We start from the raw sequence: 21,884 nt of genomic DNA on the forward strand, positions 1-21,884 counted from the left end.
CCGTCCTCGCTGTGGACATGCCACATGTGGTTCTCTTCGTCCCAATCAGCGCCCTTGCAGCCGGTGCTCAGACGCAGTTTGGAGGCTAGGCCGTATTTGTCGACGAGGTCCTGTGCGTAATTCTTCAGCTCCGCGCCCGGTGCGAAAACGCGCGACCAGTCGGTGCGCTGGTCGAAGGAGAAGCTGTACACCAATGACGGTACGTCGACCGCAACGCCTGGGTAAGTGTTCGCCCACCAGCATCCGCCAACGCCGTCGTGCTTCTCATAGATCACGATGTTGTTGACGCCGATGCGCTGAAGCCTGATCGCGGCACCGAGGCCACCGAAACCGGCGCCGACGATCGCGACCTCATACTGCGGAGTGTCGGGTGACATTCGAAGTCCTTTCGTGTTCGTTTAGAACTAACCTCAGCATAGTCTGTCTCAGACAGTATGAAAAGGCCCTCTCGTGCCGGCCGTCAGCTGGCCCGTTCGGGCTGGTCGCCACGCGGCTCGTCAGTGGCTATCGGTAGTCTCGACGCGTGGCTCTCTATCGCACCTACCGTCCGGCAACATTCGCCGAAGTCGTCGGTCAAGAGCACGTCACCGCCCCGCTCGGTCGTGCGCTCGACACCGGCCGAATCAACCACGCCTACCTATTTTCCGGCCCGCGTGGTTGCGGTAAAACGTCGTCGGCACGAATCCTCGCCCGATCGCTGAACTGCGTCGATGGGCCGACGTCGACGCCGTGCGGAGTCTGCGGGTCGTGTGTGGCGCTCGCGCCGGGCGGTCCGGGCAACCTCGACGTCATCGAACTCGATGCCGCGAGTCACGGCGGCGTCGACGACACCCGGGAACTGCGCGACCGCGCCTTTTACGCGCCGAGTGAATCGCGGTATCGCGTATTCATCGTCGACGAAGCGCATATGGTCACCAACGCTGGCTTCAACGCGCTGCTCAAGATCGTCGAGGAGCCGCCAGAGCATTTGATCTTTATCTTCGCGACCACCGAACCCGAGAAGGTATTGCCGACCATCCGGTCGCGTACCCATCACTATCCGTTTCGGCTGCTCGCACCGCCGGTGATGCGCGGCCTGCTGGAGAAGATCTGCGCGAGCGAGGGCGTCACGGTGGTGCCCGAGGTATATCCGCTGGTCATCCGGGCTGGTGGTGGTTCGCCCCGTGACTCGTTGAGCATCCTGGACCAATTGCTGGCCGGCTCCGACGAGGACGGCGTCACCTACGACCGAGCGCTTTCCCTGCTTGGCGTCACCGACATCGCGCTCATCGACGACGCGATCGACGGGCTCGCCGCGGCCGATGGTGGCAGATTGTTCGGAACCGTCGAACGCGTAGTCGATGCGGGCCACGACCCGCGTCGGTTCGCCGTCGACCTCCTCGAACGCCTCCGCGACTTGATTCTGTTGCAGGCAGTGCCCGACGCCGTTGATCGCGGGCTGGTCGAAGCACCCGGCGATCAACTCGACCGGATGCGCGCACAAATCGACACGCTGGGTCCGGCCGCGCTGACTCGTTATGCCGAGACCGTGCACGCGGCGCTGGGGGAGATGCGCGGTACCACGTCTCCGCGGCTGTTGCTTGAGGTGATGTGTGCGCGGATGCTGCTGCCGGCCGCGTCAGCCGACGATGCCGCATTGCTGCAACGGCTGGAGCGACTCGAGTCAGGTGTCGCCACGACGCCGCCGGCCACGGTATTGAGCAGCGTCGATGCCGCGCCGGGAATTGCGGTCCCTGCGGCACCCGCGGCTGACGAGCCCGCGCCGCGATTTGTCCGGCCATCTCAGCGTAAGGCGGTAGAGCCTGACCCGCCGACTACCGACCCGCAGCCAGAACCCGTTGCGCCGCAATCGAATGCGGAGGACTTGCCACGCGAACCCGAGCCTGTATCAGTTGATCCGCAGGTCGAGACGCCTGTCGTTGAGCGAGCGACAGTGGCGCCCGAGCCGGAGCGTGAGTCGCGTCCACAAACGCTGACTCCGCCAACACCGACCCGCCCGGAGGTCGCGTCCGAGCCGCGGCCCGATGCCACGCAGGAATCCGCCTTCGTTGATGATGTTCCGCTCCCGGATGAGCCGCTTGATGATGAGTCGGCTATTCCAGAAGTCGAACCTGTTGCAGCGCAACAGAGTTCATCGAACAGCAAGCCCGAGCCGACATCGTCGGGGCTGAGCATCGAGGAGATGCGCAAGCGGTATCAAGAAGTGCGCGAAGCCGTGCGGGATCGGTCTAAGAGTCTCGAACCCATGCTGTCCGCGGCGATGATCCACGACCTCCAAGATCGCACCGTGGTACTCGGGCATCCGATCGAGGTCCTAGTGGGCCGGCTGTCGGCATCTCACGCGGTGACGATCATTCGCGACGCCCTCCAGCAGGTGTTCGGCGTCGAATTGGACGTGCGAACGGTACATGTTCCGCCTGGCGCCGCCGCGCCAGCGAGTAACAGCGGCGTTCCCGCTACCCCGCCGCAGGGTGCTGCTCGGCGCCAGACTTTCTCTCGGCCAAGCCAAGGCGGCGAACGTGCCGGCGATCGTCAAAACGGTTCTGCTCCAACGCCTTCGGAGGCTCCGCAAGAGCCAGAGGAGCCTTCTGGGCCACCCGAACCGCCTACCCCTGACGAAGAGCTGACCGATGCGGAACGTGACGAGATGGTCGAGCAGGCCAAGTCCAGTGGATCAGACGCGCGGTTGGACCCTGAGCAGGTAGCGATGGATCTACTGAAGTCGGAACTGGGCGCACGACCCTTGGAGTGAAATCAACCCGTCGGTGTGGCGAAGACGAACAGCGCCATAAAGGCGATGTTGATGAAGTAGACGGCTTCGACCAGGCTGACCGTGATGAAGAACGGTGTATAAAGGCGTCCCTGTGCTTCTGGTTGCCGGGCGATTCCCTCGATGAACTTCGCGCCGGCGAGTCCGTCTCCGATGCCGGCGGCGATTGCGCCGCCCGCCAGGGTGATCGCTCCCGCGAGGAGGGCATTTCCCATCAGTGCTTCGCTGACGGCCATAGTTGATCTCCTTCGGTAGTTCTTCGAATGGCTGTGGGATAACTAGCTGACCGAGCGTGATCGGCCGATGTCGACTAGTTGTTCGATCGTCTTCACCATTACTGCGCCGCCGTCCTCGGTGGCTATTCGCGCCGCGAGTTCCTGTGCGGCAACGTGATACGTCGGATCATTCAGCGCGACATCGATCGCCGAAGCCAGAGCGTCGGCTTTCAGTTTTGGTCGTGGCAGCGACATCGGACTCACACCGAGGTGGCGTAATCGCTTGGCCCAGAACGGTTGGTCTCCGCCGGGTGAGGGAATGCCCACGGTCGGCAGGCCGGCTCGCAGCCCAGACGCGGTGGTGCCAGCGCCGCACGAGTGGGCAACCGCCGCCACACGTGGAAAGAGCCAGTCGTATGGAGCCGCACCGATGGGCAGAATGCCGGGCCCGTCGACATTCAGTCCGGAACCGCCGGCCTGCACGATGCCCCGAACGCCGACCCTCTCCAACGCGGAGCCGATGACGTCCGAAAGGCGTGCTGCTTCGTCTGCCGTCACCATTAGTGAGCCGAGGCCGACGAACACGGGTGGCTCGCCATTGTCGAGGAAGGCGGTCAACTCGTCCGGTGCGGCCCAATCATTGGCGGGCGGCCACCAGTAACCGACAACGTCGATCCCATCGCGCCAGTCGTCAGGACGAGGAAGCACGCTCGGCGAGTAACCGTGCACGATGGGCCAATTCGCGCTCGTACGCTCTCGACGCATCATCCGCGCGGATTTGCCGGGTAGGTCCAGGCGTTCTCGAAAGTCGGCAATTGTCTTGCCGTACATACGGTCTATCCAGGACGCGGCGTTTCGGCCAGCCTGCCGGTTGAGGAATCCGCCTGCCGACCACGCGCCGGCGAGGGTGGGCGGATGATCGCGAGTTGCCGAAATCGGTTGCAGCCGTGCGCCGATGGCCGGAATACCGCGACTCTCGGCGAATGGATGTCCGGCCAGTTCGGCGAACGGAGACAGTACGACGAGATCGGCGGGCACGTCGACGAGTGCGTCCAGGATGTTATCGCCGAGTTGTTTCATCCCCTTGGGCATGACCATCTGCCGGGCAGCCTTGAGCGGGTCGATTTTACTCACGTCGATCTCGTCGTCGAACTGAAAGTCGATGGGGCGCAAGTCTATTCCCAGGTGCCGGCCTTCGTCGGCCAGATCGGGCGGTGCCGTCATCACGACACGGTGCCCGGCCCGGCTCAGGCGGGTGCCGAAATCGGTGAGCGGCAAGATGTCGCCGCGAGAACCGTAGGCGGCGATGATGATATCGGCCATGTGGTGCTCCGTTCGTCGGTACTGGACTAGGTGGCGGGTTCGCTGGCTAAGAGGAATGCGGTGACGAGAGTTTCGCCGTAGGCGTGGACGTCGAAGTCAGGGTCGACGGTGGACTGAAGGAGAGCGCCGCCGATGGCGCTGCGTACCGCCAACGCCATCGAAGTTGTTGATAGCGGCCGGAATTCACCGGACTCGACGCCATTGGTGAAGATTGTGTCCAGCTCGACTTCGGCGAGGTCGGCGAGTATCTCCGGCGGAATCTTCAGACCAGCTTCATGGAGTCGTTTGCCGTCGCTGGTCCGAAAGTTGTTCCCTATCTCCATGAGCGCGAACTGATGGTCGCGGTGGGTGGTGATGTAGTCGATGTGGCTTCTGATATGTGCGGCCAATTGCTCGCGCGCACCGTCGGCGGCGGAGACGGCCGCGTGCATCGTCGGTATGAGTGATCGATAGCATTCGCCGACGACCGCCGTGACCAGTTCTTCCTTATTGCCGAAGTGATAAAGGACCACGCTCATCGCGACGCCGGCTCGTTCGGCGATCTTGCGCACTGATGCCTTGACGTAACCCAGTTCGGCGATCGTTTCGATGGCACAGGCAACCAATTGCTCGCGGCGAGCAGTTTCGGTGAACGTCGGCGTAGATCGCATGACCGAAATATAGATCAACTGATCTAGGAAGGCAAGGCGGGTCTCGATACACCCGGCTCGGCTAGCGCCTCGCCGGGCACTCGACCAGCGGTGGAAGACTCAACCCAGCGGTAACACGGTTGGTCGAGTGCGCTCGCCGAGCGAAGCGGGACGTGCCCCCGTGGTTGGTCGAGTGCGCTCGCCGAGCGAAGCGAGACGCGCGTGTATCGAGACCCGGTGACCCGAATGTGGTTGTGCGGTAAGGGTGTTGAGCGTGGGTGGTCTCGATACACCCGGCTCGGCTAGCGCCTCGCCGGGCACTCGACCAGCGGTGGAAGACTCAACCCAGCGGTAACCCGGTTGGTCGAGTGCGCTCGCCGAGCGAAGCGAGACGCGCGTGTATCGAGGCCCCGCGACCCGAAGTGCTAACGCCCGGCGACGTTATCTCCGACTATGCGTCCCACCACGGCCGCAGCGGCAGGTCCTTGCCGCCCCGATCGTCGAGTTTCGTCGCCAATACGTGATGCAGCTGAATTATGTTGCGTTCGAATCCAATTCGGCAGCCGGCCATGTAGAGGCCCCACAAGCGGGCGGTACCGTCGCCGACTTCTTCGACGGCCTCGTCCCAATGGTCGACAAGATTCTTATTCCAATCGCGCAGCGTCATTGCGTAATGCTCGCGGAAGTTCTCCTCGTGCAGCACTTCCATGCCGCCGATGTCTTGCAGCTTAGAAATGATTTTGCCGGAGCCGGTGAGTTCGCCGTCGGGGAACACGTAGCGGTCGATGAACGACCCGGCGCGGTTCTGCTTGTTGTTGTCGGGCCGAGTGATGCAGTGGTTCAACAACATTCCGCCAACGCGCAGCCGATCACGGATGAAGGTGAAGTAGGCCGGGTAATTGTGCACGCCGATATGTTCGGTAAGACCGATCGACGAGACGGCGTCGAACCCGGTCTCGGTGACATCGCGGTAGTCGCAGTGGCGAATCTCGGCGAACTCGCTCAACCCCTCCTCGACGATGGCGCGCTGCCCCCACTCGGCCTGTTCGGCGGAGAGCGTCGCGCCGATGACATGTACACCCCGGCGCGCGGCATAGCGAACCATACTGCCCCAGCCGCATCCGATATCGAGAAGCCGGTCACCGGATTTGAGACGCAACTTGTCGAAGATCAGCCGGTACTTATTCTCCTGCGCCTCTTCCAGGCTTGCATCGAGGTTGGGGTACACCGCGCAGGTGTAGGTCATCGATGGCCCCAGGACCCATTCGTAGAAGGTATTGGAGACGTCGTAGTGGTGATGGATTACCTCGGCGTCTCGAGTTCTACTGTGCCGGAACCCTTCTGCGAACCGCCGCCACCGAGGCAGCGCCTCCTGCGGTGGCGGGGCGATCGGCTTGAAGTGTTCGATGCCGAGCGAACGGGCAATCTGGGCGAGTTCCAACGGTGACGGACGCGCGAAGTTTAGGTCGGCGGCCAGTGCCCGCAGTGCCTCGTAGGGATCGGCAGGATGAGCGCCGGTCAATTCGAGATCACCGGAGATGTAGGCGCGCGCTAGCCCGAGGTCGCCGGGGGCAGTGACGAGATAGGTTGTGCCGCGCGGAGTTTTGAGGTCCAGGCCGTACTGTGCGTCCTCCGGTCCCGCCGACGAACCGTCGTAGGCGGTGATGCGAATTGATAAGTTGCCGCCAAGCAGCGTCTCGAAAATCTCGGCCAGCGTCATCTTGTCGGTGCGTGTTGCTTTGCTGTCTTTGATCGTTGTCACTGGCGCTTCACCGCTTTCGCATAGAGGTCCAACAGCCGGCTGTTGGGGTCATATCGCTTCTTCAGCAGGCGGAGCTGTTCGCCGCCGTAGAGTTCGTCGAATTCGTCTTCGGGATAGAAGGATTCAGAATATAGCGACTTATGGCCGTCTAGTTCGGCGACCTTGCGCTCGATACGCCTATTCGCGTGGCCCGGTTGTCCGGGCGTTTCGGGAACTGCCGACCAGAATCCGACATTGACGTAGGTGCGTTGTGGCTCAAGGGGATACAGCGGCCAAGGTCGATTCGGGTCCGCGCCAGCAGGAGCGGAACTGCGAAGACGCAACGGGCACAACCAGATCGGCTCGATCGGAACTTCTCGAAGGAACCAGTCGACGAATTCGGTTAGACGCTCGATGGGCACCTCGATATCCTGAACGACGCGCTCTCCCGGGGGTTGCCCTTTGCGGGCGTTGAGTCGGTCACCGATGTCATACCGCTGATCCAGCCCGATGAGCTTCCAATAGAAACTGCTGCGCAGCAACTTCTTTGGCCAAAAGCGTCGGATCGTGGGATTCTGCGCGCCGAAGGCTCGTGAACACCAAAACCAGTCGGTGTCCCAGCGCCACAGGTAGTCATGAATGGTCAGTCGGTCACGTTTGGGTGCTCGGCCCGGCCCGCTCGGTTCATGCTGAATCGACCGGTAGAAGATTTCCATCCCGGTGTAGTCGCTCACCGGTCCCGGCTCGTCGGTCTGCCGCCCCAACGTCAGATACGCCTCATCCACCGAAAAGACCACACCGTCGAGATACTCGACCGCCTCGCCGTCGTAGCTGCCGTCGTCGACGATCTGATTCATCATCGACTGCAATGTCTGCAGATCGGTGAACCGGACATGACGAAGTTCGACGAACGACTTCACCGGCTCGAGTTCGATTCGCAGGCGAACCGAATAACCAAGCGTTCCATAGGAATTGGGGAACCCGTAGTAAAGGTCGGAATGATCACCGTCGGGCGTCGCGGTAATCAATTCGCCGTCGCCGGTGAGGATTTCGATTTCGCGAACAGATTCGTGGGGCAACCCGTTGCGGAAGGACGTGCTTTCGATGCCCAGGCCGGTAACCGCGCCGCCCAGGGTGATCGTCTTCAACTGCGGCACAACCAAAGGCGCGAGGCCGTACGGAAGGGTCGCGGCGACAAGGTTCTCGTAGGTGCACATTCCCGCGACGTCGGCGGTGCGTGCGTCGGGATCAACCGAGATGACGCGATCGAGGCCGGAGACATCTAACCCGGGGAACGGATTCTTTGCCCGCTTGCGGAACAAGTTTGATGTCTTTTTTGCCAGGCGGACAGTGCCGTCGGACGGTATAGCCCGGTAACTCGACAGGAGGGTATCGACGCCCTGCCGAAATGCCTGCGACCCCATCTCCAAACGTGCAGAACTCACTTAGCTAGCCTAGGACTTATCTCAATCACCCGCCAACTGATCACCGTCAAAACTCACTAAGGGAGCACCACGTGGGACAGGTTTCTGCCACGCAGTCCATCGACATCGCAGCCGCACCGGATGCCGTGATCACCGCACTGGCCGATTACAACCAGACGCGACCGGCAATTCTGCCCGAGCAGTATCGCGACTACCGTGTGCTGACCGGCGGGCAGGGCGCGGGTACCGAAGTGCACTGGATTCTGCAGGCGACATCCAAACGCTCGCGCGACGTCACGGCGACTATCAGTGTTGCCGGGCAGACGATCACCGAGACCGATGCCAACTCGACAATGGTCACCACCTACACGGTGCAGGCCGGGGGCAACGGTTCCACCGTCACCACGACCACCAGTTGGCAAGGTGCGGGCGGTGTCGGCGGCTTCTTCGAGAAGACTTTTGCGCCCAAAGGGCTGAACAAGATTCAGGCTGCGCTCCTGACAAATCTCAAGACCCGCCTCGAGAGCTGATCTGAGCGAATGGTTCGGCGTCGCCGACCGTCGCCGTTGCCACCACGTAATGGTGTGGACGCGACGAGGGTGGTGTTGCGTGCTGGGCCCGCCCCTTCGACCGTCGGTGCGGCCATCCTCGCGACGCCGGCGGGCGAGCACCTGACCGATGCCGATCTCGCTGCTCGCTTCGATGCCGGCGAACTGCTCGACATCGACGGTAACCGTGTCGACCCCGGCGAACCGTCGACCCCGCAGCGTGCGATTTATTTCTACCGGGACTTACCCGACGAGGTAGAGATCCCTTTCGACCTCGACATCGTGTACGCCGACGACGACATCATCGTCGTCGACAAACCGCATTTCCTCGCGACGATGCCTCGTGGGCGGCACGTCACCCAGACCGCCCTGGTACGGCTGCGACGGGAGTTCCGGAATGACGAGATCGCGCCTGCGCACCGGCTGGATCGGCTAACCGCCGGGATTCTCCTGTTCACGACGCGACCGCAGGTCCGAGCCGCCTACCAAGAATTGTTCGCTCAGCGTTCGGCCCGCAAAACATATCTGGCGCGCGCCGCGTTCGACGAAGCTCGACGGACGCCGGTCCGGGTCGAGAACCGCATTCTCAAAGACGCGGGCGACTTGCGGGCGCGTGTTGTCAACGGCCCGGTTAACGCGATTAGCGACATCGAGATGGTCGATCATTTGGCAAACGATGACGGGATCTACCGGTTGACTCCACATACCGGCCGCACGCATCAACTGCGTCTGCATATGGCCGAACTCGGCGTGCCGATCGTCGGAGACCCGCTCTATCCGCACGTTCGACCCGAGTTAGCCGAACTACCTGACCAGGGCGACTTTTCGCAGCCGCTGCGTCTGCTCGCGGCGTCACTGGCATTCGACGATCCGCGCAGCGGGGTGCCGCGCGAATTTGTCAGTGAGCGTGACCTCTAAGCGGTCCCTAGCGCGCTGCCCACGAAATCTTGTCAGGCTTTACCCGGGCGCATAGTGGCTGGCCCTTTGCATCGGTCAGCGTGAGCGTCGCGGTGAGATGCTGCGACCGCAGTGCGTCGGCGAAAACACCTGGTGGAATATCGGAGAGCATTAGTTTGGCTCGGCGAAACATCTCGAATCCGCCGTCGTCGTCGAGACTGCCCCAATTGAGATAGATGAATCGGCCGCCCGGCGGTCCTTGGATATGCGGTCCGAGGAGGTCGGCGATGTCGGTGCCGGTCACTTTGCAGTGCAGAGTCCAGGTGCTCGATGCGGCGTCGGCGGGTTGGATGCCGAGGAGTTCGTCGGGTCGTCCGCGACGCTGGATGCCGACGTGGATGTTGGTATAGCCGGGAAAATTGTCGCCCGGTGGGCAGCAACGACCCGGAAGGTCGGTCCCGATGATGGTGATCTGCACGCTGGGCCTCCGAGAGTTTCAGATCTGCCACTCACGTTAGTCGCATGACTACCCTAGTTAGGGTGGCTATTCGCGTATCACACGAACTCCATCCAGATCTGGGATGCGAAGCACTCGTCTTCCTCGACGAGGAGTCGGACGGGTGTTTCCAGATTCAGCGGGATCTGGGCATCATCGAGGCCGCCGACCGATACTGCGTCACCACCGGCGCGAGCGCTCCCGTCTATGGCGGCATCGTGCAATGGCGTCGGGTAGGTGATCGATTCGAATTCGCGCTCACCAAGCGTGCTGCGGTGCTATTCGACGACGAGGTGTTGTCCTTCGACGTTGTCGCTGCCGACGGATCGACGATCGATCAGCTCGCAGAACATGTGGATCGGCTGATCGGTTCTCGGCGATAGCGCCGATCAGCCTTCCACTACCGCTAATTCCGGTCGAAGAACGCGCGGCCCGACCAGTTCGCCAGTTGTTCGGTGAGACCGGCCGCGGGCCGGGGTGTGACGACCGCTCCGAACGGAACCTCGTCGCTGGCTCGGATATGTTCGGGCAGAAAGCCTTTCGCGGCCTCTAGTGTCGGCCGCACGAGCGAAGGGTCGGCCTCGGCGGGTTGTCCGGTCGCCACTGCCAAATCCCAGCCGTGCACGAGCGTTTCGTTGAGGTAACCCCACAGTGCACCCGCGCCGGGGACTTGTCCCCACGGCACGGTGACCAGTGTCGTCAGCTTCTCGTCGTCGTGCCAGGCGCGCGCAGCACGTTCGGCGGCGGCGGAGTAAGCCGCGACGTCGTAGGCGTCGGCCAGGACGGGCACCGTCGAGAAGTCGCCGCCTTCGCCGACGACGGCAGCACGTCCGACCGTTGCGACGAGGTGCCGACTGAGCGTCTTGACATCGAACTCGGTACAGGGTGTGGGGTGGTGGAGTTGGGCATCGTCGACGCCGGCGAGTAATTCGGTTACCCAGGCGGTGGCCGCGGTATAGAGCGGTCGCGGGTCTGTGGTGAGTTGAGTCGGTGTGGTCATTACATCTCCTGACGTGGGCTTATCACTTACCAGAACAGTTGATCGCCAATACCTGTCAACTTCTGACATGATTTATAGAGAAACTTTTGGCGAGCCGAGAGGAGGCATTCGCGATGCGAACTGATCGGCTGCTTTCGCTCGTCGCTTTGCTTCGCTTGCGCGGGCGCATGACCGCGGCCCAACTCGCCGAGGAACTGGAAGTATCCGAGCGGACCGTTATGCGCGACATTGACTCACTGTCTGTCTCGGGCATCCCGGTGTATGCCGAAAGGGGACGCAACGGCGGCTTTGGTCTACTGCCTGGATTCCGGGCAGATTTATCGACATTGTCGATCGACGAAGCCACGGCGCTACTCGCCGGCGGCGGTCGTCTCGCGCCGACGGAGTTCGCCAGCGCGATGCGAAAGATCGCGGTCGCATTGCCCGAGCGGCAGCGAGAACAGGCATTCCTTGCCGCACAACGCATTCTGATCAGCCCGGAAGGCTATCTGGGTGAGTCGACGCCGATGTCGGTGTTGCGTCCCATCCAGGAGGCGGTCCTCGCCGGTCGGCGCCTTGCACTCATCTATCGCACATTCGACGGTGAGCCCAAACCCCGCACGCTCGATCCAATCGGGCTCATCGCCGCCGACAGTGCCTGGTACCTCGTCGCGAATTCGCAAGGGCAACAACGGGTCTTTCGAGTTTCGCGATGCAGTGGCGTCACCGTTCTCGACGAGCCGGCCGAGCGGTCCGATGTTGTCGACCTCGCCGCCATCTGGAATGAGAGTCGCCGGTCGTTTCGGGCGCAGTTCGAGTTTCTCGACATCGTGGTGGATGTCGACGACCGAGCACGAACCGCGCTGGGGCACATGGCCCGGATTCGCGACAGCGAGCCTGCGGGTGACGGCATCACTCGTATCGTCGTGGAGTTCTCCGATCGCCGTCATGCGACAAATGTGTTGTGGCGCTTCGGTGATGCTGTGCGAGTGATCGAGCCGCGGGATATTAGAGACGAGATCGTCCGCCGCGCTCGGGCGGTGGCCGGACGATACGAATCAGTTACGTGAACTGAGCTCCATACTGTCCTGATGTTTGGCAGGGAAGTTGTAGCTTGTATATCCGTTCGCCGGGTCACGGACGAGATCCAAGTAGTCGCGTGCTTCGGCGCTTTCGGCGTTGTCGGCCGCGATCAATGCGCCCGGAATTAGTTGCGGCTGTAGGAGTTTCATCAACGGGAGGTATAAATCCTTCCAGCCGTCGAGCAGCACGAAGCCGATCGGGTCTGTCACGGCTTTCAAGGTTGTCAGTGCGTCTCCGTCGAGGACCGTGATGACGTCGGTGACGCCGGCCTGCGCGAACGTCGCGCGGGCAGTGGTTACTTTCTTCGCGTTCGCCTCGGTGGTGTAGATATGACCAATCCCGTTGTCGCGCACCGCTGCTGCGAGATGTAGCGTCGAAATACCGTAAGAGGTGCCGAATTCGATCACGACAGTCGGCCGAGACGCGCGAATCAGCGAGTACAGCAGCCGGCCGGTGCCGGGATCGATAGGGAGGTATCTGTCCTCGGCGGCGTCGGCGCGGGCCTGAACGCTGGCGTCGGAGTCGCGGTGTGGCGCTGGACCTGATCTGGTTGACGAATGACTCGCGTCGGCTTTCTGGTAGAGGTCGGCGATCAGCGGTGCGATTGGGGCAGAGTCCAGCGATGAGGTCATGACGCCAGGCTAGTCCTGGCTGCTGCGGGTTTACTGTGTGTCGCTGACATGATGGACAGATGTCGATCGATCCGCTCGCCGCCCCGTCTAGCTCGTCTTCGTCTATTTCAGCGGCGTCCACTTCAGTGGAGCCGAGTATGACTGTGTACGACGCCATTCGTACCCGCCGAGACGTGCGCGCGGAATACAGCGGGGAGGTTATCGACGACGAGGTGTTGGCACGCATTCTGGCGGCAGCGCATCAAGCGCCGAGCGTTGGAAACACCCAACCGTGGGACTTCGTCGTCGTGCAGGACCCAAAGCGTCTCGACGAGTTCGCCGCTCATGTGGCGTCGAAACGTCGCGAGTTCGCCGACACTCTGCCGCCAGAACGGGCCAAGACGTTCGATCCGATCGCGATCGAGGGTGTTCGAGAGAGTGGTACCGGAATAGTCGTAACCTATGACCATTCGCGGGGCGGTACCCATGTTCTAGGTCGCGCGAGCATTCCGGAAACCGGGGTGTTCTCCGCGGCACTCGCAATCCAAAACCTTTGGCTCGCAGCAACAGCGGAGGGAATCGGTGTGGGGTGGGTGTCGTTCTACGATCGCGATGTTCTCGCCGACTTCATCGCCGTGCCCGATGGCGTCGTGCCGATCGCGTGGCTATGCGTCGGGCCGGTCGAACGTCTGCAAACCGTACCGGACCTGGTGCGCTATGGCTGGCGGTCAGGGCGGCCACTTCGCGATGCGATCCACCGCGACGTCTATGGCGGTGGGGCATAGCGTGGTAATCGGCCGTTGGTCGAGTGCCCGGCGAGGCGGCAGCCTGGCCCTTTGGTTGGTCGAGTGGCCGGCGAGGCGCCAGCGGGCCCCTTTGGTTGGTCGAGTGCCCGGCGAGGCGCCAGCCGAGTCGGGTGTATCGAGACCACGTCCGTCAGTGTGCCTGCCGCACATTGGTTTTCGGGTTGCGGGGTCTCGATACACGCGCGTCTCGCTTCGCTCGTCGGGCGCACTCGACCGGCTGGATACACGCGCGTCTCGCTACGCTCGTCGGGCGCACTCGACCGGCTCGATACACGCGCGTCTCGCTACGCTCGTCGGGCGCACTCGACCGGCTGGATACACGCGCGTCTCGCTACGCTCGTCGAGCGCACTCGACCGGCCGAGCGAGCCCTAAGCGCCGAAGCCCAGGAGGGATTTCACTTCTAGGAATTCGTTGAACGCGTAGTCGCTCCACTCCCGGCCGTTACCACTTCGCTTGTAGCCGCCGAATGGTGCGAGCGGATCTACCGGCGCGGAGTTGAGTGAGATCGAGCCAGCACGCAACTTCGACCCGATCCGACGGACCTCCTCGACATCCTCGCCCGAAACATAGCCCGCCAGACCATATTCCGTATCGTTGCCGATCTCGATCGCCTCATCGACCGAGTCATAGCCGATAACCACAAGGACCGGGCCGAAGACCTCGGTGCGAGCGATCTCCATATCGTTGGTGACATTCGTGAAAACCGTCGGCTGCACGTAGTAGCCGGTGTCGAGCCCCTCGGGCCGGCCGGCTCCACCGACAACCGGGGTCGCCCCGTCGGCGATGGCCCGTTCGATTAGACCCTGGATTTTGGTGAACTGCGGTTCGGAAACCACCGGCCCGAGAAGTACCTGGGTGGACGGATCGCCGACCGTGATGGCCTTCGCCGCATCGGTGATCGCTGCGGTCACCTCGTCGATTCGATTGTTGGGCACCAGCATTCGGCTCGGTGCGTTACAAGACTGGCCGGAGTTGACCATCATCGACGAGACGCCGGCCGCGACATTGGCGCTCAGCGATGCGTCGTCGAGCAGAATATTGGGACTCTTGCCGCCCAGCTCCTGAGCGACTCGCTTGACCGTCGGTGCGGCATTCTTGGCGACCTCGATGCCAGCGCGAGTCGAGCCGGTGAACGAGATCAGGTCAATGTCGGGATGTCCGGCCAACGCCGACCCGACGCCTGGTCCGTCGCCGTTGACAAGGTTGAATACGCCGGCGGGAACGCCTGCGGCGTCGAAGATTTCGGCGACGATGGCCGCCGAGAACGGTGCGACTTCGGATGGCTTCAGGACCATCGTGCAGCCGGTTGCGATGGCAGGCGCGACCTTGCACATGACCTGATTCAACGGCCAGTTCCACGGCGTGATGAAGCCGCATACGCCGATCGGCTCCTTGACGATGCGCGACGACCCGCGATCTTCGGAGAAGGAGAAGGTTTTCAGCGACTCGGCCGCGGTCGCCAGATGTGCCAGGCCGATGGGAACCTGGGCGGCGTTGGCAAGGCCGGTCGGCGCGCCCATTTCTTCGGTGACTGCTGCGGCGAGATCGGCGAAACGATTCTGATACTCGGCAATGATGGCGCCCAGCAACGCGATTCGGTCGTCGACACTGGTTTGCGACCACGAGTCGAAGGCGCGTCGTGCTGCCGCGACGGCGGCGTCGACGTCGGCGCTGGTGCCCAAAGCCACCTGGCCGGCGGCTTTCTCGGTCGCGGGATTGATGACGTCGAGGAGATTCAATTCGCCGACCGGATCGACCCACTGTCCGTCGATGTAGAACTTGGTGATGTCGGGCATTTCGTGCTCATTCCTTCTAGTGGTGCAGAGGTTGTTTGGGGCGTACCCGGTAGGCCCAGGACTTCTCCTCGCGCTTGCGCATCTTCTCGATGCACCGGTGGTGCTTGCGCGCGTGGTAGGCCAGTGGGAAGTAGGTGAGTCGTTCTGGAAGGACCCGGTACGCACTTCGGATAATGGCATAAATGCGCTCGAGCCGATGCTGTTCGGCCGCAGTCCACTCGATACCGATCATGGTTCGCAATCGTGGATCGAGCAGACCGGCGATCGACAGATAGGTAAACGTCAGGCCGGGCTTTGCCGCAGCGCGATAAAGTCCGTGCGCGAAAGCCGGGATCTTCCTTGGTATCTCGATGTTGCCGGTGCGCATGATCTCGATCGACTCAAGCGTGCGCGGGGTTGCGACCAGTACTTCGGAGACCATTCGGTCGAAGTAGCTGTCGAATTCGTCATCCGATGCCGGGTAGCCCTTCATCGGGACATGGAGGAGGCGTGCGAGACGCCGATTATCCCGCAGAAGTTCTTCTCGTTCGGCGGTAGTGAACTCCCGGCCGATCAGCAATGGGCCGGCCTTGATAGTGGTGATGTAGGCCGTTGCGATCACCCACTGGTACGCCTGTGGGTTGAGCGCACTGATCTGCTTGCCGGTTTCGGCACTGCGCATAGTCAGCGGCTCGTGCATCGAGCGAACACGATCACCCTCTTTGACCGCTTCGAGGCCGCCATAGGTCCAGCGCAGCACCGAATCCACCGATCGGATGGCGCGGCCACCGGGGTCGGTATACGCGGCCGAGTATCGCTCGACGACCTCGCCGATGACTGGATGCATGCCTTGCATGAGGAATGCCGCCCCCTCAAGTATGAGGTAGGTCCAGTGCCCGACCATTTCGGCGGTGAGGGAATCGGGCGGGACGATGACCTCGGTGTCGTCGGCGATGGAAGTGCTGGTCGGCGGCTCGGCGGGCAACGATATCGGGCATGCCATCTGACGTATCTCGCAATCTGACAACGTATGTTTCCAAAATTGGTGCGATGTCAGAATCACCCACGCGTGGGCGAGATGTCAAGGCGTCCCCGGCGTGGTGAAATTTTCGGGCCCCTCAGCTATCGCCGAGGGCAATATGCCCTTCGGCGTCGGTGAGGGGGACAAAAATTCACGAACTACGGGGGTCGTCGTGGAACGGCAATAGTTCTCCGCGCTCAACGCCGGGACTCCGGGGCCGAATTTGACGCTGTGACGTGCGGCATACGTGCGGTCACAACTACCTAACATTGCCTGTTCGGATTAGCGGCAAAGTCAGAATGGCGGCTAGCCTCTAAATGTTACTAATGTGATTCAAGTGATGAAAGAGGCTGCTGTGACTGCTCGTCGAATGGGAAGGCGAACGCTGACCACGCTGGGGTCGGTGCTGGTAGCCGCTGCAATCGCATCCTCGGTCATCGCACCGTCCGCCGCCGAGCCGGAAACCGGCGAGCCGACGACGTCGCCCAGTACGTCGGCATCACCGTCGAATACGCCCGCGTCGTCGGATCAAAAGGTCAAAGCCTCGAAGATCCAGTCGGTGGTCGCGACGACGAAGCAGCAGGTCACCGCACTGGTCTATTCGGGGGCGATGGACAAAGTCATTCCGGTCACGGTGCTGCGTCCCAAGGACACTTCCAAACCTGCCCCGACGTTGTATCTTCTCAACGGCGCTGGCGGCGGTGAGGACACCGCGACCTGGGCGGCCAAAACCGACTACGTGAAATTCTTCGCCGACAAGCATGTCAACGTGGTGACGCCGGTCGGCGGCGCCTTCTCGTACTACACCGACTGGCGAAAAGACGACCCGGTGCTCGGCCGCAATAAATGGCAGACGTTCTTGACCAAGGAACTTCCGCCGCTGATCGATGCGCAGTTCAACACGACGAAGGTGAACTCAATCGCCGGCATCTCGATGGCCGGCACATCGGTGATGAACCTCGCCGTCGCCGCGCCCAAGTTGTACCGTTCCGTCGCCGCGTTCAGCGGGTGTGCACGAACCAGTGATCCGTTGGGTCAGGCCTACATTCGGATGGTGGTCGCCGATCGCGGGCGCGGTGATATCAACAACATGTGGGGCCCGCCGGGGTCGCAGGACTGGGTTGCCAACGACCCGTATCTGAACGCGTCGCGGCTGCGCGGCATGAAGGTCTATATGACCGCGGGGTCGGGGCTACCGGGTGTCAATGACCGGCTCGACGCACCGCTGATCGACGGTAACCCGATGACGCTGGCCAATCAGATCCTGCTCGGCGGCGGTATCGAAGCGGCGGTCAATCTGTGCACACGAGAACTGACCCAAAAGTTCCGGTCGGTCGGTGTCCCGGTGCAAACGACGTTCCGCCCCAACGGAAATCACTCCTGGGGTTACTGGGAAACCGACCTGCACAACACCTGGCCGAAGCTGGAAGCAGACCTGCGCTAGGGCGATACCTTACTTCGAAGGAGTTCGGTGGGGCCTGCCCTCTAGCAGCAACTGGATGGTCAGTTGTAGTCGGTTGGCGACGTCGGTGGCCGAGGCACGGCGAGTCAGCCACTGCACCAGATTCGACATCCACACATCCGAGATGACGCGCGCGATAGCGAGGTCTTCGTCGCTTGCCGGAACCCCGACTTCGACCATCGCTCCGGCGAATAGGTGGTCGATGATGGTGGCGACCTTCTCCACTTCCGAGGCGGCCGATGCGTCGGCGAACATGAACGCGCGTGTCATCGCTTCGGTGAGTAGTGGATCGCGCTGCATCGCGAAGGTGATCATGTCCAGTACGTGACCGAGGCGTTCAACCGCGGTGTCGCCGGGTAGTTGCGATCGGTCGACGCGGGTCTCCACCCGTTCGAACTCTCGCGCTAGCGCGGTCACCAGCAAATGCACTTTGGACGGGAAATAGCGGTAAAGCGTGCCGACGGCGACATCGGCTTTCTCGGCGACCGTGCGCATTTGGACCGCGTCGTAACCACCCTTTGATGCCAACGCCAGGGTCGCGTCCAAGATGCGACGACGTCGCTCGCGCTGAGCGCTGGATCCGACCTCGGCTCCTGCCGATGCCGTGTCCGTCGCGGGGGCGGCGCCCTCGTCGATGTCGGAGGCGGCTGCGGATCGTGCCATGTGTCGAAGTCCTAACTCACGGTGTGGGGTTCACGTCGGTGAACCGGCGGTGTTGTAGTCGTGAGAGTTTAAGCCGCCGCTAGGCATTGACGCACTCTCATGTCATATTAGAACAGGTTCTAGTTGCTGCCCACAAGAAGAATTGCAGGAAAACCCCCGTGACAATCGCCACGTCAGCCGAGCAAATCGCGGTCTGCGACGCCATCGCATCGTGGGCGGCGCGCGCCGCTACCGCCACGAAGGTTCGCGGCGATATCGACAAACCTAGCGATTCCTGGCAAGAACTCTGGGCTGAACTCGCCGGGCTGGGACTGTTCGGTGCGGCCGTCTCAGAAGCTTCGGGCGGATTCGACGCTCGATTCGCCGACGTCGCGGCGATGGCCGAAGAATGTGGCCGGCGTATCGTGCCCGGCCCCATCGCACCGACGGTGGCCGCGGCGATCGGGCTCGGGCTTTCCGACGACGAGCGCGCGTCGGCTTTGGCTGAGCGGATCATCGCCGGTGAAGTGCCGGTGGTGGCCCCAGCCAATCAGTACCGCCTGGGTCGAACGGCAATTGAGCTCGACCACGACGTCGACCTCGGATTGGTACCCGGCTATGTCGACAACGCCGCACTACTTATCACCCTCGTCCGACCGTCGGGTGCGGTGTGGGCCGTTCTCCCACCCGCCTTCGGAACGCGTGATGTGCGGCCCGCCGAACCGCTGGACGGCACCATGTCGTTGTCATGTGTCTCCCTATCGGGTCTGAACGACGCCGATGTTATCGACGTACCCGACGTCGCGGGCGCGGCGCTCGCCGCGGCCTTCACGGCGTATCAAAGTGGCGTCGCCAAATGGACGCTTGACACCGCGGTCGAGTACGCCAAGGTGCGAACCCAATTCGGTTCGCCAATCGGGTCGTTCCAGGCGGTCAAGCATATCTGCGCTGAAATGCTTTGTCGCAGTGAACAACTCGCGACCGCAGCATGGGATCAAGCGAGCGCCGTCGAGGATCTGCTGGCCGGTGATCTGGAGGCGGCGCGCCAGTGGGATCTGGCTAACCTCGCCGCCGCGGTCCTGGTCGCCGACCTTCCGTTGGCCAACGCCAGGGACTGTATCCAAGTGCTGGGCGGCATCGGATTCACCTTTGAACACGACGCGCACCTGTACTTGCGTTCGGCATTGGCGGCTCGGTCGATCCTCGACGACGCCGGTGACGAACGAATTGCCTTGGGCCGCACCGCATGTGACGGTGAACGACGCCGGTTCCAGATCGACCTGTCGGCTGTCGAAGCGCGACGCGGGCAGGTGCGGGCGACTGTCGCCGACATTGCCGGTGTCGACGACCCGGGTGCACAGCGAAAAGCGCTCGCCACATCCGGCTATCTGACGCCGCATTGGCCCATTCCTTACGGGTTGGGCGCGGACCCGGCGATGCAGTTGCTCATCGACGCCGAGCTGGAACGCGCTGGTGTGGTGCGTCCTGACCTCGTCATCGCCGGTTGGGCTATCCCGACGATCCTGGAACACGGAACCACTGCCCAGCGCGAACGGTTCGTGGCCGACACGCTTACCGGTGACATCGCGTGGTGCCAACTATTTTCCGAACCGGAGGCCGGGTCTGACCTTGCGTCGTTGCGCACCAGGGCAATTCGTGCCCAAGGTCCGGGCGGCGAACCTGGCTGGAAACTGACCGGGCAGAAGATCTGGACCTCGGCCGCGCATACCGCCGACTGGGCGGTGTGCCTGGCGCGGACCGATCCCGACAGTCCCAAGCACAAGGGCATCACCTACTTCTTGGTCGACATGTCCTCGGCCGGCCTCGACATCCGGCCCCTGCGCGAACTGACGGGACGCGCGTTGTTCAACGAAGTCTTCCTCGACGATGTCTTCGTCCCCGACGACTGTGTTGTTGGCGAGGTCAACGGCGGATGGCGCCTGGCGCGGACCACGCTGGCCAACGAGCGGGTGGCGATGGGTGGCTCCGGGCTTGGTAAGGAAATGGACGGCTTGCTTCGGCAGATCGCCGACGCCGATCGTGTGTTGTCCGATGGACAGCTCGCCGAACTCGGAACGTTGGTCGCCGATGCGCATAACGGGCGAGCGCTCGACGCGAGGGCGGTGACGCAGCGATTAACCGGCAGTGACCCCGGCGCCGTGTCGAGCGTGCGCAAATTGATCGGTGTCACGCATCGCCAGGCCGTGCCGGATTTCGCGCTCCGGTTGCTCGGCGTCGAGGGCATCGCGATGTCGGATGCGTCGGATGCATTTCTGCTCAATCGATGTCTCTCGATTGCCGGCGGAACGACGCAGATTCTGAAAACCGCTGCCGCTGAACGCATCCTAGGCTTGCCTCGCGGTTAAGCGGCGTTTTCTGATACAACTAGAACAGGTTCTATTTTTACAGGAGGAGGCGCGGTGGATTTCGCCCTGGACGCGACGGCGGCAGCGGTAGCCGAGGTGGCAGAAGATATCTTCGGTCGCCTCACGCCGCAATGGTCGGACAAGTTTGCCGATGCCCCCGGGTTTGATCAGGAGGCCTGGACCGCGCTGCGTGAGTCGGGGGTACTCGCCCTCGCGTTACCCGCGGATGCCGGCGGCGACGACGTGGGCGCGGCGGGGCTACTGCCATTGCTGCGGAGGATGGGCCGTAGCGCTGCGGTCACACCGGCATTGGGAACTATTGCCGCACAACTCGTTCTCCAGCGAACCGCCGCGGGCATTGCCGCACCAGTGCAATCCCGACTCATCGATGGTTGGGGCGCTGTCGCCAGTCGAGGAACGGTTACCGTCGCGGACGGTCGGCTATCCGGTTCGGCCTCGGGCGTGCTGCATGCCGATGGCGCGGCGGCGCTACTAGTTGCCACTGATGACGGGGTCTACGCCGTTGAGCCCGCAGCGCAGGGGGTGTCGTTAACCCGTACCTTCGCCTCCAGCGGATGGAGTGAATTCACCGTCAACTTCGACGACGTTACCGCTACCGCGCTCGATGTCGCCGGGTCGACGTTGCGCGACGCCTATCGCCTGGTTCTCGCCGGCTACGCCGATGGTCTTGTCGCGGGTGCCACCCGACTCACCGCCGACCATGTCAGTGAGCGCAATCAATTCGGAAAACCAATCGCGCTCTTTCAAGCGGTCGGTCAGCAGCTCGCCGACATCTACGTCGTCGGGCGGTCGATGAACCTCGCGACGACCGCGGCGGCTTGGCGGATGACCGAACAGCTCGACGCCGGAGTCGATTTGGCGATTGGGGCCTATTGGCTCGCGGCGGAGATTCCCGCGACCTTGCGGACCATGACACATCTGCACGGTGGAGTGGGAGTGGATATCACGTACCCGTTGCACCGCTACTTCTCGATCGCTAAAGACCTCGCACGGTTGGCAGGCGGATCGATTGCAACACTTGATGATCTGGCTGAGGCATTGGCTGTGGCTCCCGCCGCCGCCGAGACGACGCAC

General features: G+C 62.6%; 20 protein-coding genes and 1 pseudogene. 9 read left to right on the forward strand and 12 right to left on the reverse strand.

What is annotated here, in order from left to right:
* The coding region (locus GOEFS_RS10470) for an FAD-dependent oxidoreductase (protein ID WP_007317877.1) at positions 1–377 on the reverse strand (377 nt) is incomplete at its 3' end.
* Positions 378–523: 146 nt separating this feature from the next.
* Between GOEFS_RS10470 and GOEFS_RS10475 the strand changes: the two genes are divergently transcribed.
* A complete protein-coding gene (locus GOEFS_RS10475; protein ID WP_040524921.1) occupies positions 524–2,752 on the forward strand; it encodes a DNA polymerase III subunit gamma and tau in 2,229 nt (742 codons plus the stop codon).
* A 2-nt stretch (positions 2,753–2,754) separates the two neighbouring features.
* On the opposite strand, the gene GOEFS_RS10480 is transcribed toward GOEFS_RS10475, so the two are convergent.
* The 5 genes from GOEFS_RS10480 to GOEFS_RS10500 all read right to left on the reverse strand — a co-directional run bounded on the left by GOEFS_RS10480 (position 2,755) and on the right by GOEFS_RS10500 (position 8,102).
* The gene (locus GOEFS_RS10480) at positions 2,755–2,985 is read right to left on the reverse strand and encodes a F0F1 ATP synthase subunit C (RefSeq protein ID WP_170323159.1); all 231 of its coding nucleotides are present in this window, start codon (positions 2,983–2,985) and stop codon (positions 2,755–2,757) included.
* A gap of 63 nt (positions 2,986–3,048) precedes the next feature.
* Positions 3,049–4,308, reverse strand: coding sequence for a glycosyltransferase (locus GOEFS_RS10485; RefSeq protein ID WP_007317881.1), 1,260 nt, complete (start codon positions 4,306–4,308; stop codon positions 3,049–3,051).
* 26 nt (positions 4,309–4,334) lie between these two features.
* Positions 4,335–4,958, reverse strand: a complete 624-nt coding sequence (locus GOEFS_RS10490) for a TetR/AcrR family transcriptional regulator (protein ID WP_050949867.1) — start codon at positions 4,956–4,958, stop codon at positions 4,335–4,337.
* Between the two features lie 430 nt (positions 4,959–5,388).
* Positions 5,389–6,699, reverse strand: a complete 1,311-nt coding sequence (locus GOEFS_RS10495; RefSeq protein ID WP_007317883.1) for a class I SAM-dependent methyltransferase — start codon at positions 6,697–6,699, stop codon at positions 5,389–5,391.
* Positions 6,696–8,102, reverse strand: a complete 1,407-nt coding sequence (locus GOEFS_RS10500; RefSeq protein ID WP_007317884.1) for an FAD-binding oxidoreductase — start codon at positions 8,100–8,102, stop codon at positions 6,696–6,698. Before GOEFS_RS10500 ends, GOEFS_RS10495 begins: the two co-directional genes overlap by 4 nt.
* 92 nt (positions 8,103–8,194) lie before the next feature.
* Between GOEFS_RS10500 and GOEFS_RS10505 the strand changes: the two genes are divergently transcribed.
* Together GOEFS_RS10505 and GOEFS_RS10510 are read left to right on the forward strand one after the other, a co-directional pair.
* Complete coding sequence (locus GOEFS_RS10505; protein WP_007317885.1) at positions 8,195–8,632, forward strand: SRPBCC family protein; 438 nt, start codon at positions 8,195–8,197, stop codon at positions 8,630–8,632.
* 9 nt (positions 8,633–8,641) lie between these two features.
* Entirely contained in the window at positions 8,642–9,568 is a 927-nt protein-coding gene (locus GOEFS_RS10510; RefSeq protein WP_083837292.1) for a pseudouridine synthase, read from the forward strand.
* A gap of 7 nt (positions 9,569–9,575) precedes the next feature.
* Here the strand turns inward: GOEFS_RS10510 and GOEFS_RS10515 are convergent, their stop codons facing one another.
* Entirely contained in the window at positions 9,576–10,025 is a 450-nt protein-coding gene (locus GOEFS_RS10515) for a DUF5990 family protein (RefSeq protein ID WP_007317887.1), read from the reverse strand.
* Positions 10,026–10,087: 62 nt separating this feature from the next.
* Between GOEFS_RS10515 and GOEFS_RS10520 the strand changes: the two genes are divergently transcribed.
* Positions 10,088–10,426 carry a hypothetical protein gene (locus GOEFS_RS10520; RefSeq protein ID WP_040524922.1) on the forward strand — a complete coding sequence of 113 codons (339 nt, stop codon included), beginning with the start codon at positions 10,088–10,090 and terminating at the stop codon, positions 10,424–10,426.
* Between the two features lie 23 nt (positions 10,427–10,449).
* Here GOEFS_RS10520 and GOEFS_RS10525 read toward each other — a convergent pair whose 3' ends face one another.
* Complete coding sequence (locus GOEFS_RS10525; RefSeq protein WP_007317889.1) at positions 10,450–11,043, reverse strand: TIGR03086 family metal-binding protein; 594 nt, start codon at positions 11,041–11,043, stop codon at positions 10,450–10,452.
* Between the two features lie 113 nt (positions 11,044–11,156).
* On the opposite strand from GOEFS_RS10525, the gene GOEFS_RS10530 reads away from it, so the two are divergent.
* Complete coding sequence (locus GOEFS_RS10530) at positions 11,157–12,092, forward strand: helix-turn-helix transcriptional regulator (protein WP_007317890.1); 936 nt, start codon at positions 11,157–11,159, stop codon at positions 12,090–12,092.
* Here the strand turns inward: GOEFS_RS10530 and GOEFS_RS10535 are convergent.
* Entirely contained in the window at positions 12,081–12,737 is a 657-nt protein-coding gene (locus GOEFS_RS10535; RefSeq protein WP_007317891.1) for an O-methyltransferase, read from the reverse strand. The genes GOEFS_RS10530 and GOEFS_RS10535 overlap by 12 nt on opposite strands.
* Before the next feature lie 137 nt (positions 12,738–12,874).
* Between GOEFS_RS10535 and bluB the strand changes: the two genes are divergently transcribed.
* Entirely contained in the window at positions 12,875–13,501 is a 627-nt protein-coding gene (bluB, locus tag GOEFS_RS10540; RefSeq protein ID WP_007317892.1) for a 5,6-dimethylbenzimidazole synthase, read from the forward strand.
* Between the two features lie 390 nt (positions 13,502–13,891).
* Here bluB and GOEFS_RS10545 read toward each other — a convergent pair whose 3' ends face one another.
* Positions 13,892–15,319: an aldehyde dehydrogenase family protein gene (locus GOEFS_RS10545; protein WP_007317893.1), complete on the reverse strand. Its 1,428-nt coding sequence runs from the start codon at positions 15,317–15,319 to the stop codon at positions 13,892–13,894.
* A gap of 16 nt (positions 15,320–15,335) precedes the next feature.
* The gene (locus GOEFS_RS10550; RefSeq protein WP_007317894.1) at positions 15,336–16,301 is read right to left on the reverse strand and encodes an oxygenase MpaB family protein; all 966 of its coding nucleotides are present in this window, start codon (positions 16,299–16,301) and stop codon (positions 15,336–15,338) included.
* Between the two features lie 388 nt (positions 16,302–16,689).
* On the opposite strand from GOEFS_RS10550, the gene GOEFS_RS10555 reads away from it, so the two are divergent.
* A complete protein-coding gene (locus tag GOEFS_RS10555) occupies positions 16,690–17,763 on the forward strand; it encodes an alpha/beta hydrolase (RefSeq protein ID WP_050949866.1) in 1,074 nt (357 codons plus the stop codon).
* Between the two features lie 9 nt (positions 17,764–17,772).
* Here GOEFS_RS10555 and kstR read toward each other — a convergent pair whose 3' ends face one another.
* Complete coding sequence (kstR, locus tag GOEFS_RS10560) at positions 17,773–18,444, reverse strand: cholesterol catabolism transcriptional regulator KstR (protein ID WP_007317896.1); 672 nt, start codon at positions 18,442–18,444, stop codon at positions 17,773–17,775.
* Positions 18,445–18,602: 158 nt separating this feature from the next.
* On the opposite strand from kstR, the gene GOEFS_RS10565 reads away from it, so the two are divergent.
* Together GOEFS_RS10565 and GOEFS_RS23795 are read left to right on the forward strand one after the other, a co-directional pair.
* Positions 18,603–20,789, forward strand: coding sequence for an acyl-CoA dehydrogenase family protein (locus GOEFS_RS10565; protein WP_007317897.1), 2,187 nt, complete (start codon positions 18,603–18,605; stop codon positions 20,787–20,789).
* 279 nt (positions 20,790–21,068) lie between these two features.
* A pseudogene (locus GOEFS_RS23795) lies at positions 21,069–21,830 on the forward strand (acyl-CoA dehydrogenase family protein); the annotation flags it as partial.
* Positions 21,831–21,884 lie beyond the last annotated feature (54 nt).

This window comes from Gordonia effusa NBRC 100432, from assembly GCF_000241305.1.
GTDB classification, from domain to species: Bacteria; Actinomycetota; Actinomycetes; order Mycobacteriales; family Mycobacteriaceae; genus Gordonia; species Gordonia effusa.

Bases quoted from the DNA above. Each gene is read 5' to 3' on its own strand.
- GOEFS_RS10480 (WP_170323159.1), bottom strand. From the start codon at position 2,985: ATGGGAAATGCCCTCCTCGCGGGAGCGATCACCCTGGCGGGCGGCGCA.
- GOEFS_RS10485 (WP_007317881.1), bottom strand. From the start codon at position 4,308: ATGGCCGATATCATCATCGCCGCCTACGGTTCTCGCGGCGACATCTTG.
- GOEFS_RS10490 (WP_050949867.1), bottom strand. From the start codon at position 4,958: ATGCGATCTACGCCGACGTTCACCGAAACTGCTCGCCGCGAGCAATTG.
- GOEFS_RS10500 (WP_007317884.1), bottom strand. From the start codon at position 8,102: ATGGGGTCGCAGGCATTTCGGCAGGGCGTCGATACCCTCCTGTCGAGT.
- GOEFS_RS10510 (WP_083837292.1), top strand. From the start codon at position 8,642: ATGGTTCGGCGTCGCCGACCGTCGCCGTTGCCACCACGTAATGGTGTG.
- GOEFS_RS10525 (WP_007317889.1), bottom strand. From the start codon at position 11,043: ATGACCACACCGACTCAACTCACCACAGACCCGCGACCGCTCTATACC.
- GOEFS_RS10530 (WP_007317890.1), top strand. From the start codon at position 11,157: ATGCGAACTGATCGGCTGCTTTCGCTCGTCGCTTTGCTTCGCTTGCGC.
- GOEFS_RS10535 (WP_007317891.1), bottom strand. From the start codon at position 12,737: ATGACCTCATCGCTGGACTCTGCCCCAATCGCACCGCTGATCGCCGAC.
- bluB (WP_007317892.1), top strand. From the start codon at position 12,875: ATGACTGTGTACGACGCCATTCGTACCCGCCGAGACGTGCGCGCGGAA.
- GOEFS_RS10545 (WP_007317893.1), bottom strand. From the start codon at position 15,319: ATGCCCGACATCACCAAGTTCTACATCGACGGACAGTGGGTCGATCCG.
- GOEFS_RS10550 (WP_007317894.1), bottom strand. From the start codon at position 16,301: ATGGCATGCCCGATATCGTTGCCCGCCGAGCCGCCGACCAGCACTTCC.
- GOEFS_RS10555 (WP_050949866.1), top strand. From the start codon at position 16,690: ATGGGAAGGCGAACGCTGACCACGCTGGGGTCGGTGCTGGTAGCCGCT.
- kstR (WP_007317896.1), bottom strand. From the start codon at position 18,444: ATGGCACGATCCGCAGCCGCCTCCGACATCGACGAGGGCGCCGCCCCC.